At 20.0% G+C, this 16,587-nt stretch carries 12 protein-coding genes and 1 tRNA gene; 2 read left to right on the plus strand and 11 right to left on the minus strand.

The features are described 5' to 3' along the window. Nucleotides 1–66: 66 nt before the first annotated feature. Together ACZ5EC_RS04960 and ACZ5EC_RS04965 are read right to left on the minus strand one after the other, a co-directional pair. Nucleotides 67–531 (minus strand): bactofilin family protein, encoded by a 465-nt coding sequence (locus ACZ5EC_RS04960; protein WP_464303852.1) that lies wholly within the window; start codon nucleotides 529–531, stop codon nucleotides 67–69. After that, nucleotides 521–2,458, minus strand: a complete 1,938-nt coding sequence (locus tag ACZ5EC_RS04965) for a tetratricopeptide repeat protein (protein WP_464303853.1) — start codon at nucleotides 2,456–2,458, stop codon at nucleotides 521–523. The genes ACZ5EC_RS04960 and ACZ5EC_RS04965 overlap by 11 nt, the downstream gene beginning before the upstream one ends. Nucleotides 2,459–2,705: 247 nt before the next feature. On the opposite strand from ACZ5EC_RS04965, the gene ACZ5EC_RS04970 reads away from it, so the two are divergent. Continuing rightward, nucleotides 2,706–2,777: transfer RNA gene (locus ACZ5EC_RS04970), tRNA-Thr, on the plus strand. A 64-nt stretch (nucleotides 2,778–2,841) separates the two neighbouring features. On the opposite strand, the gene ACZ5EC_RS04975 is transcribed toward ACZ5EC_RS04970, so the two are convergent. Both ACZ5EC_RS04975 and ACZ5EC_RS04980 read right to left on the minus strand, forming a co-directional pair. Further along, nucleotides 2,842–4,770 carry a methyl-accepting chemotaxis protein gene (locus ACZ5EC_RS04975; protein ID WP_464303854.1) on the minus strand — a complete coding sequence of 643 codons (1,929 nt, stop codon included), beginning with the start codon at nucleotides 4,768–4,770 and terminating at the stop codon, nucleotides 2,842–2,844. 132 nt (nucleotides 4,771–4,902) lie between these two features. Beyond that, nucleotides 4,903–5,100 carry an energy transducer TonB gene (locus tag ACZ5EC_RS04980; RefSeq protein WP_464303855.1) on the minus strand — a complete coding sequence of 66 codons (198 nt, stop codon included), beginning with the start codon at nucleotides 5,098–5,100 and terminating at the stop codon, nucleotides 4,903–4,905. A 145-nt stretch (nucleotides 5,101–5,245) separates the two neighbouring features. Between ACZ5EC_RS04980 and ACZ5EC_RS04985 the strand changes: the two genes are divergently transcribed. Continuing rightward, nucleotides 5,246–5,416, plus strand: coding sequence for a hypothetical protein (locus ACZ5EC_RS04985; RefSeq protein ID WP_464303856.1), 171 nt, complete (start codon nucleotides 5,246–5,248; stop codon nucleotides 5,414–5,416). A 330-nt stretch (nucleotides 5,417–5,746) separates the two neighbouring features. Here the strand turns inward: ACZ5EC_RS04985 and ACZ5EC_RS04990 are convergent, their stop codons facing one another. The 7 genes from ACZ5EC_RS04990 to ACZ5EC_RS05020 all read right to left on the minus strand — a co-directional run bounded on the left by ACZ5EC_RS04990 (nucleotide 5,747) and on the right by ACZ5EC_RS05020 (nucleotide 16,576). Then, nucleotides 5,747–6,136 (minus strand): ExbD/TolR family protein, encoded by a 390-nt coding sequence (locus ACZ5EC_RS04990; RefSeq protein WP_464303857.1) that lies wholly within the window; start codon nucleotides 6,134–6,136, stop codon nucleotides 5,747–5,749. After that, complete coding sequence (locus ACZ5EC_RS04995) at nucleotides 6,133–7,974, minus strand: ribonuclease R family protein (RefSeq protein WP_464303858.1); 1,842 nt, start codon at nucleotides 7,972–7,974, stop codon at nucleotides 6,133–6,135. Before ACZ5EC_RS04995 ends, ACZ5EC_RS04990 begins: the two co-directional genes overlap by 4 nt. A gap of 165 nt (nucleotides 7,975–8,139) precedes the next feature. Then, complete coding sequence (locus ACZ5EC_RS05000) at nucleotides 8,140–9,492, minus strand: CNNM domain-containing protein (protein ID WP_464303859.1); 1,353 nt, start codon at nucleotides 9,490–9,492, stop codon at nucleotides 8,140–8,142. Nucleotides 9,493–9,519: 27 nt separating this feature from the next. Next, nucleotides 9,520–10,878, minus strand: coding sequence for a CNNM domain-containing protein (locus tag ACZ5EC_RS05005; RefSeq protein WP_464303860.1), 1,359 nt, complete (start codon nucleotides 10,876–10,878; stop codon nucleotides 9,520–9,522). A 98-nt stretch (nucleotides 10,879–10,976) separates the two neighbouring features. Next, entirely contained in the window at nucleotides 10,977–11,594 is a 618-nt protein-coding gene (locus ACZ5EC_RS05010) for a MotA/TolQ/ExbB proton channel family protein (protein ID WP_464303861.1), read from the minus strand. A 315-nt stretch (nucleotides 11,595–11,909) separates the two neighbouring features. Next, on the minus strand, nucleotides 11,910–13,532 hold the full coding sequence (locus ACZ5EC_RS05015; protein ID WP_464303862.1) for a hypothetical protein: 1,623 nt from the start codon (nucleotides 13,530–13,532) through the stop codon (nucleotides 11,910–11,912). Further along, nucleotides 13,475–16,576 (minus strand): tetratricopeptide repeat protein, encoded by a 3,102-nt coding sequence (locus ACZ5EC_RS05020; RefSeq protein ID WP_464303863.1) that lies wholly within the window; start codon nucleotides 16,574–16,576, stop codon nucleotides 13,475–13,477. Before ACZ5EC_RS05020 ends, ACZ5EC_RS05015 begins: the two co-directional genes overlap by 58 nt. Nucleotides 16,577–16,587 lie beyond the last annotated feature (11 nt).

A 16,587-nucleotide genomic window follows, 5' to 3' on the forward strand; every position in this document is an offset into this window, starting at 1 on the left:
TCTATTAATTAAATAATAAAAAAGAGTTAAATTATCCAATATATCTAGCTATATTTAACAAAATAATTATTTGTCTTTAACTTCAGGCTCCTTTTTAAATCCTAAAGGATTAACAGGTTTATGAGTTTTAAAATCAGGTACTTTAGGCCCTTTATTATAAGCTTCTGAAATAATCTTATCAACTTCTGAAGCTTTTCCTGAATGAATTCTTACTTCACCTTTAATCATAACTCCATTTTCAATATAAACTTTAGGGGCTGTAATATTACCTAATACTTTACCAGTAGCAAGTAATTTAACTTCTTCTTCAGCATCTATATTACCTATAACAACTCCAGCGACTGTAACATTTTTAGCATAAATATCAGTTTTAACCCTTCCAGTTTCACCAACAATTAATTCTTCATCAGTCTTAACTTCACCTTCAAATTTACCATCAATTTTTAAAGATCCAGCAATATAAAACTTACCAACAAATACAGAATTTTCACCTATTAAAGAATTTAAAGTAGCTTCTGCTTTATTCGCCATACTTTTCTCCTTGATTTAATTTTTCAATATTTATTTCACTATATAGATTAGATGGGTCAATAGTTTTTGCTTCGTTAAAATAAAATAACGAATTATTTTTATCATCAAGATATCCATAACTATTACCCAAATATATAGCAATATTAGCTTTTAGCTTTTTACTTTTTATAGTTTCTAAACTATTTTTAAAATAATATATAGCTTGTTTATAATTTTTTTTATTATAATATCCATATCCAATATAAAAATAAATTAATGATTTATTTTTTTCAGTCAACAAAATTCTTTTTCCAATAATTATTAAATTATCCCAATCTTTCATGTAAAAACTATTTTTAAAATACAATTTTAAATATTCTAAATCATCCTTATTATTTATTTTCATTAAATATTTATTTGCTTTTTCATAAAATTTAAGATCTATAAAATTTTTAGCAATTGTTTTATATATAATATCTTTCTCTTTTATATCTGCTATTATCGTCAATAAATTAAATAAAACCTCGTTAGATTTTTCAAAATTTCCAATTTTTCTTAATAAATACCCCTGCAAATAATAATATTCAAAAGTATCATTTTTAGGGTCATAGTATTTTTTTATAAAATTTATTCCATCCTCATATTCTCCCTGTTTTATATATATATCTAGCAAAGTTTTTATAAATGATTTATCTACAAATAGAATTTTTTTATGTTCTAATATTATATTCTTTGCTTTATCTAACATATTTTCTTTTATCAAAAGAGCAATATATATCTTATAAATTTTAATTGTATTTATTTCATTAAAATTAAGATTAATTATCTTTTCAATGTAATTTATTGCTATTTTATTCATGTTGTCATTAATTAAAATATCAACATACATAAGGTAATTAATTAGATCATAATCATTTAATTGATCTTTTTTTATTTTTTCCTGAATCTGATTAGAAAGATATTTATCATAAATTAATTTAGCATTATTTAAATCACCAATATTATATGAAGAAACAAATAATAAAGAATAAAATTTATAAAAAAAGGAGGTATTTTTTATTATCTCATAAAACTTTCTAATTCCCTTAGTATCATTTGCATAAAAACTATTTAAAAGAGAATTAAAATAGTATGTATCATAATCTATACCTATATCTTTAATCTTATCCAGATAAATATTAGATTCTTTAAAATTTTCAAATTTGAACAATAATTTAGCTATCAATAAATTTAACTTAATACTTAAATCTAAATTCTGACTATCTGTAATTTTATACAATGTTTTTAATGCTAGCTCATTATTATTATTCAAAAAATATAAATAAGCTAAATTATAATAAACATTATTGTCTTTATCTGGAATTTTTTTCATACTATCAATAGCTTCTGTTATATTATTTTGAATATAATTTAAATAAGAATATAAAATATAGTTATTTTTTAGCTTTTGATTATATTTTTTTTGTTTTTGTAAAAATGAAGAGAGAAATTTTAATGAAGATTCTATGTCACCCTTTTTAAACATTAAATATGAAAATAAAAATGGATATTCTTCCTTTGTAAAATATTTTTTGTATCTTTTTAATAGAGCAATAGAATTATTATAATCATTTTTTAAATTTAATAAGTAGATCTTAAGTAGAACTAAATCTCTTATACCAGATTTTGTTTTTATTACTTTATTTTGCAAATAATTATCAATATTATAAGAAAGCTCTTCGTAATCTCCAGAATAATATAAAACTTTAAGTGATTGAAATACCTTCTTTTCATTTACATGAAAAATTTTTAATGAAAATTCACTAATAACAAATAATCTTATAAAGAAAAAAATAAAGGTAATTGCAATAAAAATAATAAAAATCAAAAGTATTATTTTTTTTAATTTAACATTGCTTTTATTTTCTTTATAATATTTTAATTTGTATTTTAATTTTCTTTTTCCCATAAACATTTTTAAATTATCATATTTTTTAATAATTAAAATAAAAAAAATAAATAAAAAAAATGAACAAAGAATTAACCATATATAATTTTTAATTAAAAAAAATTTACTAATCTACTTTAAAAACCAACAATAACATATTGAAAATCATAATTTAACATAAATACAGAAATAGAAAAAATAAAAAATAACATAATAAATATAAGAAAATAAATTGAAAAATATATAGAAACAAGTAAATTAACTTTATGCCAGCCTAGCTCAATGGTAGAGCAGCTTATTCGTAATAAGCATGTTAGCGGTTCGACTCCGCTGGCTGGCTTATTATATTATTTTTTTTATTTTTTTTGTTTTTTATTTTATTGTCTTTTTATTTTTTTTTTGTTTTAATCTTTTTTTTCAACAATTTTTTTCATCTCACTATTTTTATAAATTTCCTCTTCATTTTTGTTTTTATCAAAATTTTCAGAAATTTTAAATTTATTAATTAATTGTTCTAATTCATTATTCACATTAACAAGGTTTAAAGATAATTTATTCATCTCTTCTAAAGCAAACATTAAATTTTTAATTCCTAAACTTTGCTCTTCATTTGCAACTTTAATTTCTTGAGATACCTGCATTAAATTTTCATTGGCCTGTTCAATTATTCTTGATTGATTTACAAGGGACTCATTATTTTGTAAATTATCATTTACAACATCCATAATAGTTTTCATGGATTTTAGCATATCATTTATAGCTTCTGATTCTTCAGTCATACTCTCTGCAACTTCTGAAATCATTATTTCAGTTTGATTTATTTTTTCAAAAATTTGTTCAAAAATATCTGATGAAAGTTTTGATTTATCTGAAGTTTCATTAATTGTTTTTACAACCTCATCAAGTGATTTATTAATCTCTTTTGAGTTTGTTCCTGAATTTTCTGCAAGTTTTCTTATCTCATCTGCAACAACTGCAAAACCTTTACCAGCATCACCTGCATGAGCTGCTTCAATTGCAGCATTCATAGATAATAAATTTGTTTTATCTGCAATGTCTTCAATAATTGTTGTTGTATTTTTAATCTTTTCTGCATCTTTTTTTATACCTTCAACATGTTTAAATACATCTTCTAAAGATGTTTTCCCCTTATTAGATATTTCAAGTAAATTTTTTGTAATATTTTGAGTTTCTTTTGAATTATTAGTTACAGATTGAGCATTAGCATTCAATTCCTCTATAGCAGCAGAAAGCCTTGTAAGTTCATTATCTTCCTTTTCATAACCAGATTTTGCCTTTTGAATTCCCTCCAATATTATCTTTAATGCCTTGCTATTTTTAACTAAGTTATCTGAATAAATTTTTAAAGTGTTTTTTACAGACTCAAATGAGGAATCCATCTCTTTCATTGAAGCTGATGTTTCTTCAATTGTTGCACTTACATTTTCAACCTGTTCTTTTAAAATAAGAGATTGTTTTTTAATTTTAACAATTAAGGACTCTATAAAATCAAGAAATTTATTAAATTCAATAGTAAGTAAACCAATTTCATCTTTTGACTTAATATCAAGTCTTTTTGTTAGGTCACTCCCACCTGCAGCAATCTCTTTAATTTTAGTATATATAAATTGAATTGGCTTAAATAATTTGTTTGCAAGTAATATTGTAACTAATATCAATAAAGCAATTGCACCTACAAGAAAAATAATCATTTGAATCATCATTTTATTAAAATCTTTTAATAGCTCTTTTTTCTTAACATTTACTTCTTTTTTAACATCATCAATATATATTCCTGAACCAATCACCCACCCTAAAGGTTTATAAATTTTAACAAAAGATAATTTGGGTTGTGATTCTTCCTCTCCTAATTTTGGCCAATAATAATCTACAAATCCTTCCCCACTTGTAGATGCTACCTTATTAAACTCTTTAAATATATATTTCCCCTTTGCATCTTGAAGATTTTCAACAACAGTTTGATCAATTTTTTTACTTGGATGTAAAACAACAAAAGAATCGGTTACTCTATGTATCCAGACATAATTATTCCCATCTTCATACCTCATTTTTAAAACAGCATCTCGCATTGCTTTTTTTATTTTTTCTTCATCACCACCATATTGTTTATAATAACCATCCAGAAGATAATACACCATATTAACTACATCTTCTAACTTAGTTTTCCTATCATTTATCAATGTTGTTTCAATATAACTTAATGTTTTATTAGTAGCTGTTTTGTTGTTATAGTAAATTAAAGCAAAAATTACAATCCCAATAAATATGATCATCAACATATTGAAAATTAGCAATTTTGATTTTAGTTTCATAGTAGCCTCCCTTATAATTAAACTAAAACTATAAAAAAAAGATAAATCATTAAAAAAAAATTCTATTCTATTGCTAGTGTAAAATAAAAATGACTAAATTCAAATATTTTTGAAAAAAAAAAAATAATTATTTTATTTGAAAACTATTGAAAAATTTACAAAACCGGAATAATTACTATCATCTGAAACAATTTCAAAAGTCCATTTTGAAATAGCATCATAAACTATAGAATCAAGTTCTGATATACCAGAAGATTTAACAATCTCTTCATATGAAACCACACCAAATTTATTTACTTCAATATAAACTTTTATATTATATTCCCCCATTAAATTCTTTAATGAATCTGGAATTTCAGGAATAACTTTATTAATAATTCTTCTTTTTTTATTATTATTCCACTCAATATCTGAAACTTTTGTTTTTGTTTTTACATCAGTTAATTCGCCTAAAACATTACCTATCTCACTATCGTTGCCTGTATCATTTGAATTATTCTTAACTTCATTTTTAATGTTCTCAGAACTTTTATTATTTTCTTTTAGAGATTCATTTTCATCAGTATCACCAGGTTCATTGTTATTTTTATTGTTGGTAATTTCTTTATCATCATCTTTACTTTTAATTTCTTCAGATAAATCTTGATTTGTACTTTTAGTTTTATCAATTAAAGTTGTATTATCTTTTGATTCATCTACTTCATTTTTTTTATTAGAAACATTATTACTATCTTGCTCTTTAATATTTTTAATATCTATTATCCCTTCCTTTTTAGAACTAACTTTATTGTTTTTATAAACATTATTATTATTATTTATTTCAATTGTTTTTTCTTCTTTAAGATAATTTTCTGGAAGGTCAATAGAAGCTATAATTTCATTATTATAAATATTTTTATTAAAATTAAAATTAACAAATTTTAAAAATAGGAAAAGAATAATAAGGTGAAATATTAATGAAATTAAAAAATATTTTTTAATAGCTGTTTACTCCTAAAGTTATTTTATTAAAACCATTCTTTCTAATTAAATCCATAATTTTAATAATTGTATCATATGAGCTGTTTTTATCACCGTTAATCTGAAAAACATCAATATTTTTTAAAGTTTTCAAATATTCCTGTAATTGATTTAAAGTATATTTTTTATTATCAATATAAATTTTATTAGATTTATCAACAACAATAACAATCTTGTTTGTTTTAATTTTGCTACCAGTTTCTGCTTTTGGAATATTAACTTTTATAGCTTTTATATTGGTAGTAGTTGTTGCAACAAGGAAAAAAATAAGAAGCAAAAACACAAGGTCTATTAAAGGAGTAATCTCTATAGCATTATTAAAAGTTTTTCTTTTATATTTTCTCATAATTTAACTCTCTCTTCTATTCTAAAATCAATAAATCCTCTTTTAACATTTATATTAAAAATAGAAATAATAAACTCAGAACCTATAGAAATAATATCTTCATTATTTTTTTTATTAATATAACAAGACAATTCTTCATCATATGTATAATCTTTTCTATTTAATATAAAAGAGGGAACAAATCCTTCAATCCCATTTTCCTCAATTTCTATAAATATCCCTTTTTCAATAATTCCAGATATAATCCCTTTAAATTTCTTATTCATAAATTGTTTTAAATACCTTGCAGATTTATATTTAAAATAATCTCTTTCAGCTATTACTGCAATCCTTTCAGTTTTTGAAATGTTTTTTGCAATCTCTTTTAATCTCTCTTTTGTATATGGTAATTCCTTTTTAGATATTTTTGATTTTAATATTCTATGAATTACTAAATCTGAATATCTTCTAATTGGTGATGTAAAATGGGTATAATCTTTAAATGCAAGTCCAAAATGTCCAATATTTTTTTCAGAATATTCTGCTTGAGCCATAGTTCTTAAAATGTAAGTATTTAAAAGTTTTTCTTCAGGTTTATCTTTAATCTGTTCCAAAAGATTTACAATATCTTTTTGTCTATATTTTCTTGGTATTTTATAACCCAATATATCAAGATATTTAAAAAGCATCTCTTTTTTTTCATCCTGTGGTTTATCATGAATTCTAAAAATTGAACTACCTGTACTCTTTAAATATTTCGCAACAGTCTTATTTGTAATTAACATAAATTCTTCAATAATTTTTTCGCATTCCCCTCTAAAATATTTATAAATCCTATCGGGTATTTTAAAGTTATTTTTAAATTCCATCTTTATTTCAGGAATATTAAAATCAATAGAGTAATTGTTCTTTCTTTGATTAAAAAGGATATTTTTTAACTCCAATGAAAGATTTAAAAAGTTATAATAGATACTTTTATAATAATCTGAAACAATAAAAGCATTCTCATTATTTAGTAATTCTTTATAATAATCACTCTCATTTAAATAGTTATCTTTATTAATAAAATCATTGGTTTTAATTTTTTTATTGTTGTTTTTATTATTAGCTTTATTTTCTTGATAATTTTTAAGTTCATTATGTTTTAAAATAAGATTTCCTATTTCATAAGGAATTCTTTTATCCACATTTATAATTGATTTGTAAAAATTTCTTTTAACAACTTCCCCATTTTCATCTATAAACATCTCTACAGAAACAGTTAATCTATCCTCTCCTTCTTTTAATGAACAAAGATTATTTGAAAGTTCAAATGGTAACATTGGGATAACCCATTGAGAAAAATAATATGAATTACCCTTTAAATAAGAATCTTTATCTAAAGAGGTTCCTTGCTTAACATAATATGATACATCAGCAATATGTACAACCAATCTATAAAGATTACTAACTTTTTCTAAAGAATAAGCATCATCAAAATCTTTTGCATCAATTCCATCCATTGTAATTGTAAAAAGATTTCTAAAATCTTTTCTTGAATTTATCTCTTTATCAATAATAGATTTTTGGTTAGATTGGTTTAAATCTTGAACATATTTTATACTTTTTTCTTTAAAATATGGATTAATTTTATTTTTAACAATAACCTGTTCTAGATCCGGATCAATTATCCATGGATATATATAATATTTGTTTTCAAATAAAAATATTGTTTTTGATTTAATTAAAAAATTAAGTATATCATTCAATTTCTGTTTCTTTTTTTTACTTTTAACTTCATAGAATGTAATTAATTGTTCATAACTTAAACTTATATGTTTTTTTAATAGTTTTATAATACTATCTCTTTTTAGTTTCATTACCTTCCCTTTTTAAGATCAATTTTATTAATATTGTTTAAATATTAGAAAATTAAACTAATTAACATTTAAGAATACCATACAAATTATATCATAAATATACTACATTTTTTATATTTACCTATATATTTATTTTTATAATTTTATTTTTCAAAATAAAAATATCTATTTATAAAATTTTATTTTAGCCAATTGTACCTCTTTTGCTGTTGCTCTAATTACCTGGATATCAAAATCTCCAAATTTTATAATTTGCCCTGTTTTAGGTATAGTACCTGTTTTTTCCTGTAAATATCCATTTAATGTCCTATAATATTTACTTTTTAATTTTAAATTTAAAATTTTATTTATTTTATCAATTTCAACATTACAATCAATTATATATTCATTTTTTTTAACTTTATGTATTTCTTTAGTTTTAATAGTATTTTCAAGAATAGATTCATAAAGTTTTTTAAATATGATATCTTTTTCTATTAATCCTTCAATATTATTATATTCATCAACCACAAACACAAGATTTTTAGAATAAGTTTTCATATCTTGAAGAATGTTTTTTAGCTTTCTGGAAAAAGGTACTATCAAAGGTTTTAGAATTTTAATTTTTTTATTAATTAAAAATTCCTCATTATTAAAAAAATAACCTATGAATTCATTTTCTTTTGTAAATATCAAAACATAATCATCATAATTGTATAATAGATAGTAAAGTTTATTTATTGGAGACATTTTTTCTATATTTTTATTTTTATTTTTCTTATTTAAAATATTATCATGAAAAATTATACTAAATTCACCATTTAATAAATTTAAAAAATACTCGAAATCAATCTTCTTATTTAAAATATTCTCAATGTTATTTTTTTTATCTTTATCAACAATTAATAAATTATAATTATCAATTGGATTTACAACATCATCAGCTTTATTCTCTAAAGTAATAACAAGATTATCAATTAATGTTGAACTTTTTTTAGAATATATATTAAAGTTAGATTTTAAATATGAATAAAATTGTTCATTACTTAATTGATTTTCACTACTAAAAGATCCTTTTGTAAATTTCTTTAATAATAAATCTATTATTCTAAACAATAAAATAATAGGGGAAAAAATATAATAAAAAATAGAGTATGGAATAATTGAAAACTTTATTAAAGTATAAGGTTTTTTTGAATATAACAACTTTGGAATAATTTCAGCTATAATTAAGGTAAAAATTGGATATATAAAGATTAAAAATATGTAGCTATATTTAAAACTGTGGTGCAATGTCCTAGATAGTATTTGAACAGAAGCTATAGTAGAGATATTTGTTCCAACTAAAGAAATATATATTACATCCTGATAAGAATTGACAAATTTGTAAAGTAATTTTATTAACTTTGAATCATTTTTTTCCTGCTTCTCTTTAAAAGATAGGAGTTGTTTATCAACAGAAATAAAACCTATTTCAGACCCTGAAAAAAAAGCAGAAAAAAATAGAAAAATCAATGATAATATTATTGATAGTAACAATGCAAATTCCTCTTTTATTAATTTTTTCTAACTTCTGACTACCTTAACTTTATAGTTAGGAAAAATTAAATTATTGTTATTTAAATTAACCTTATTTTTGTTCTCTTTTTTATATCCTATTTTTTTATCAATATTGTTTGATAGACTTATATCCTTATAAATTATAAATGTAAATTTTTTATACTTAACGATTTTTTTATCTTTCATAAGAAAAGGAAGTAAAAATTGATGCAGGTTTTTATATTTTGTAGGTAGTGAAATATTATAGTAATACTTTAACTCTTCATTTGAAATTGCTGGATTAATCTCGAACTCTCTTGCAGTGTTTTTTATATCTAATGTAAGAAAATAATTTTGTATATCTGAATACCTAATAATACCCTTAAATTGAAAATATTGATCAACAACAAATATAAACTTACAAGAATTTTCATTAAAAATTTTAATTACCTGATCTAATTGTTGTTCAATATAAACAAAAACAGGTTTAACAATTATTTCGTTAATATCATCTATTTTAAAGTTATCTAATTTTAAAGAAGTATTTTTTGAATTAACTTTATTTATATTATTTTTATTTAAAATATTTTCTACTAAAGTATCTTTATTATATTTATCAGTATTATAAGAAATTATTTTATAATACCATTTTATTAATTTTTTCTTTTCAATTGCAACAATTATATTCTCAAAATTATTATCAAATATTGGGATAATATCCTGTTTAAGATTAATTATAATTTCAAATTTGTTTTTTATAATATTTTCAATTTTATTTAATGTAAAAACTTTTATTCTGGTATAAGGAATAATAAGATGAGACACTTTTGTTTTATTTAAATTAAATAATCTATAAAAAAGATAAAATTCTAAATCAGAAATTATTTTATTTTTATAACTATCAAATAAAAAACTTTTGGTTTCATTATAAGTAAAATATTGTTCCTCTTTCTTTATCTTTTTAAAAGGTTTTATTATCAAATCAAAAAATAAATTAATATGTTTCAACCCTTTTTCAAAAAAAATCAATATCTTAAAATATTTTTCATATAATATTTTATAAAATGCTAAACTCAATCTTTTTGGTAATACCTCACCGAAAATTAAAAGGATAAAGGTAGTTGATAAAATAACATAAATTATATTTATATTATTAAATAGAACATTAGAAGCATAATACTCAAATATCATACCAAGAAATATATTAATGATTGTATTTGAAAAAAGGATAATAGTTAAAAATTCTTCCTGATTTTCATATATATACTTATACTTCAATTTATTTTTTCTTAACCCAAGATCTTTTGCTAAAAACAGTATAGTTTCTGAGGAAGAAAAAAAAGCTGAAAATATTAAAAGGATAACTATTGCTAATATATAACTCATTTAAGTTATTTTTTTAATTTACCTTATGTTTAAAGTTTTTATGTTTTTTTAAATTTTACATTTAAAAATAAATTTTAATTTTTATAAAATTCTGTTTATTAATCATTTTTTTTAATTGAATCAATTAATTTTAGAACTTCTGATGAATATATCTGTATTCTCTCTTCAATATCCGCTGCTTTATTTTCCAGAATTGCATTAATAAAAATAAGTGGTATTGCAATTATAAGACCTGTAGCTGTTGTTATTAATGCTTCTGAGATACCAGATGCTAAAGCTGAAGGATCTCCAGTTCCAACTGAAGCAACTACTATAAAGTTTTTTATCATACCCAGAACAGTACCTAAAAGCCCTAATAAAGTAGCAAGGTTAGGAAAAACTTTTAAGATATTAATATATTTAAAAATATCTTTAGAAGATTTCATCTGTTCAAGTTCCATTGATATTTCAATTTCTTTTCTAGCTTTATTTTTTAATTCAATTGCTATTTTTGATATTTTTGAAATTGGAGATTTATATTTCATTAAAAATGTTAGCGCTTCATTAAAATTTAATCCAAGAATATATGATTTAATTTTTTTAAAATCATTTTCTTTAAAATCATTTATTTTTTTATAATAAAAAAATCTTTCTAAAATCATAGCAAAAGCAATAATAGAAAGACCAAAAAGGAAATACATTAAAATTCCACCTTTTTCAATTAAATTAAAATTCATGATTATCTCCATATAATTTTATTTTCAAAACTTTTGACATTATCTATTTTTATTTTTATAATATATTTTAGCTCATTTTTAAATCAACAATTTCTAATTTTCTATTATTTATTGCTTTTATCAATTATTTTATAAATTTATAAAATTTTCAATTATACATAGATTTATTTTTTTTATTATCAATAAACTATTTATAGAATACATTCAGATTTTTTATACTTTCTATTTTTTATTATTTTAGTTTTACACTTTTATTTTTCTATCTTTTAAAAACTTTTATTTATATCATGTTAAATTATATCTAATTATTAAATTTTAAAAAAATAATTTTACATTTATAGTAAATTCAGGATTCGAAATTACAAAATATCTTGTATAAAAAGTAGGAAGAAATGGTAGTGAAATTTCAAAGGAAATAATATTGTTATTCTCATTTTTAAAAATCTTGTTGATTCCATAAAAATCAAATTTTATATCAACAATATGTAAAGGATCTAATGCTCCAATGTTATCATAGCGAAATAAACTAGTTTTGTATGAAACATAAATTAAAGTGGAAAATTTACTAAAATCATAAACAAATGATAGTAAAAATTTTAATGGTTCATTATAAAACTGTTTTGAAATATAACCATTTGCAAAATATAAATTTAAAACCTGACTAAAAATTATATTTAAATTATTAAATAGAGTAGAGTTAATTGAAAATTTTATATTAATGTTATTTAAATTATTAATATTCTGAAATATTGTTTCCATACTAGTATTATCTGAAACAATAAATAATTGACTTTCTATATAAGAATATAAAAACTCAATATTGATAAATGGATTATTTGTTTTATTTTCATTATTTTTAAAATTAAAATATTTGAATGAAAAAAATAGAGAATATAGATTTTCTACAACATTACAATCTTTTAATCCATTGTAATTAAAAACTGGAAACATATCAAAATAATCTTTATTAAAATCCAGCTTTTTTTCAAAATATGCATCTAATTTAATTTTATCCTGATTAAAATTAAAGTTCAATTTTCCTATCATATCGAAATTATTGTAGAAAACAGGGTAAAAATAAAAAGATGAACTTAAAGAAGGATTAAAATCTAATTTTCCTTTTATTCCAATACCTAAAATAAAATCATCAATATTATACCATTTTATAAAACCACTAAATTTTATTTGATCAAAATCATAAAAGGTTTCTAAATTAAAGAAATTGTAAATATTATTATAGTTATAATTTAAACTATTATTAAAATTAATGAAAAAATTTGATGTGTTATAATAAGAATCAATATCAAATGCAAAAAATTTAAAACTATAGCTTTTAGTATTAGTAGAGTCTGAGTATTGATATAAAAAATTATAATTTCTAAGAATAATTTTAAAATATAGTGGATTTTTATAATCAAAAAACAATTCAGTACTAAAATAAATTTTATCCAGAATATCTGGCATAACAAAATTATAATTATTTATATTTGCAAAAATATTAAAAAATAAATCATTATTTGATTGAGAATATAAAAAATTTATATTATAAAATTTTGTAAATGAATATGAAGAATCTAAATAAACTTTATTAATTGGATAGTTGAAATAAAAAATATCAAATCCATAATTTCTATTATATTTTAAATCGATTAATGAAAGACTGATATTTTCTAAAAATACATCTTCTATTTCAGGGTTTATTTCAGCTTTTATCTTTTGAGTGGATTTTTCTTCTATTTCTACATTTTCTAAATTATTTTCCTGGCTGTTATCCTGAGCTAATATTTTAACATTATGGAAAACTAATAACATTAAGGTTAACAAAACAAAAATTATAAATGTTTTATATAAATTAGTTATGATTACTAAAATTTTAGATATCAATATTTTAAAAGATAAATTAATGAATTTTTGTAGTCTTTCTGGAATATTTTCCAATATTCATTCCCCTTAAGTGTTTTATTCTCAGTTTGCGCAATCTTTATTAAATAATATAAAATTAGCTGATTCTCATATTTAAAATCAAATTTTAATAAAGCTTTTAAAACTTTTTCTGAATTTTTAAAATCATTCTTTTCATAAAAATAAATAGAATATAAAAATCTTGCCCAAAAACTTATTTTATCATTTTCACTATTTATAAATTTTGAATAAATTGAATTAAATTTTTTAAAATCATAATTTTTATCAAAATTTTTAAACATATAAAATATATCTAAAACATAACTTTTCTCTTTGCTCTTTAAAATTTCTTCCAATTTTACAAATTCAACTTTATCCAAAATATTAGTTTCATAAAGAATTAATATATTTGAAAAATAAAAATATATGTTTTCAATATTTTTTTCATCCTTAATCTGATCAAAAAGAAATTCTTGAATCCCTTTTACATCTTTTTGTTGTAGTAATATATCAAATTTAATATTTTTTAGAGTTGTGATTTTAGAATTGAATTCATTTTCATTGTTGTTATTTTTTCTATCAACATTACTATTATAATTTTTTATTAAAATTTCAATTAAATCTAATGCTTCCTTATACCTTTTTAAATTATATAACAATAAGACTTTTTGAAAATTAAGCTCATCAATATTTTTAGAGTTATCTTTATCCTTTTTTGTTAAGTCTATTATATTATTCAAATATATTAATGCATTATCATAATCTTTATATTTATTATAAAATTGATAAATATCTTTTGCAGTAATTAACAAATTAGAAATATCATTTAATTTCTTTAATTTTTCAAAAAGGGTTTCTATTTCATTTTTGGTATTGATATCTATTTTTGATTTATTTTTATCATAATTTTTTATAATCTGTTCAATCATATATCTTAAAATTAATGATTTTTTATAATTAAAATTTGAACTTTTTGTTAAATCATATGAAACTTTTATAACTTCAAAAGCTTTATCATATTTTTTTAAGTTGACATATAATAGGTATTTTTTAATCAAGGAATCAATTTTATTATTATAATTCCCATTTTTATATATATAATCAAGATACATTAGAGATTTTTCATAATTACCAATTGCAAAATACTTATTTGATAAATAATATGCTATTGAAAAATCTTTATCAACATCTGCACCATATATAGAATAAAGAGCATTTGCATATTCAATATCTAAATTTGGTAAAATAGTTAAAATATAAGTTAAAATATCATAATCAAGTTGAGAAGATAGTTTAAATCTCTTCATCAATTCTCTGATTAAAACTAATGAATCTTTGTACTTTTTAAGATTATACAAACTTATTAGTTTATAATATTTTAAAGATTTTTTGTCAATGTATGGTATAGACCTTCTAATCAAATCATCAAAAATATTTAATGCTTTTATAAATTGCGAATTATATAAATAAATCAAACCTATATAATTTTCACTTAATAATCTATAACTGTTTTCTCCCTGTTTTGATTTTAATGCTTTTTCAAGATTATTAAAAGCTTTATCATAATTATTACTGTTATAATAACTTAATCCTAAATAATAGTAATATTTCTGTTCTGGAGAAATTTCCAGTGCTTTGTTGAAATAGATAATGGATTCATTAGTATTAGATTCTACAAAATAAATTTTTCCTAAGATATAGAACTCTTTGTCAGTAAAATCTATTTTATTTTGAAGAGATTCAAAAAAAATTAAATATTGATTTATATCTTTTAAATAATTATTTGTATTTGAATCAATGTTATTTTTAGAATTATTCTCTTTGTAACTGGTTAATAAATAATTATAAATTAAATTTAATGCATAATTCAATAAATCATTTTTTCTTGAAGATTTTAAAATATTATTTTTCAATAATTCAAGAATCATCAAATTATATTTATTGATACTATCATTATTATTATTATTATTTTCTTTATTTGTATCTTTAGAATTTTTATTTATATAACTTTCTTTAAGTTTATTTATAACTTTTATAGAATTAACAATGCTATTATAAATAAGTTCTTCATTTTTTGAAATATTCAATACTTTTTTAAAAAATTCAAGACTTGTTGAAGCATCTAAATCTTTTAAAATTTTTGCATAATAATAATATACAAAATCAATTGAATGAAACTCAGGATTATTATCAATGATTATTTTATAGTATTGTCTATTTCCAGTAATTTTTCCAAGGTAAAACATTGAATCATAATAAAATTCAGAATCTTTATAATTATATATCAAAGATAAAAACTCTTTTTTAGAATTTATATAATCCTTATTATCAAAATAAATTTTTCCAGAATAAAATATTGAATCATCAGCTAATTCAAAGTCAGGGTAATTTTTAACTATCTTACTAAAGTGCTGTAATGCTAAATCATATTGATTATTCAGATAATAAACATTTGCAAGTGAATAAATATAAAAAGGGATATAGTAATTTCTTTTTTTTATTTCTGTTTTTAATTCATTATTTAAAAAATCTAAACCCTTTTTTAGCAAATTAATAGCAATATTATAATTACCAGACTTAACCTGACAAACTGCGAAATTATAATAAAAATTTATTTTGTTTTTTATTATATCTTTGTTATTGACAATAGAATTATAAAATTGAAAAGCATTTTCAAAATCACCTTTATCATAATAAATTGTCCCAATATAGTAATTAACAGGGTCAAAGTATTTCAAAAACAAAGGATTAGAGATCTTCTTCAAATACAATAGTGCTTTATCATATTTTTTTAGATAAAAATAACTAACTCCTAAATAATAATTTAATTTATCGTTATCATCAAAATTAAAAAAATTACTTCTTAGATAATCTTTTGTTTTACTTTTTAATAATAAAAAGTTTATTTTAACAATAACATCTGAATATAAACGATTTTTAAATAAGTAATCAATATCATTTAAATTTATATTAGTTTGTGAAAATATATTTACTCCATAAAAAATAAAAAGTACAAATAAAAGATATAAAGCAACAGTTATCTTTTGAATTTTTAATATTTTATATTTAATTTTTTTCATATTTTATTCTG

The sequence above is a fragment of the Exilispira thermophila genome (assembly GCF_055389015.1).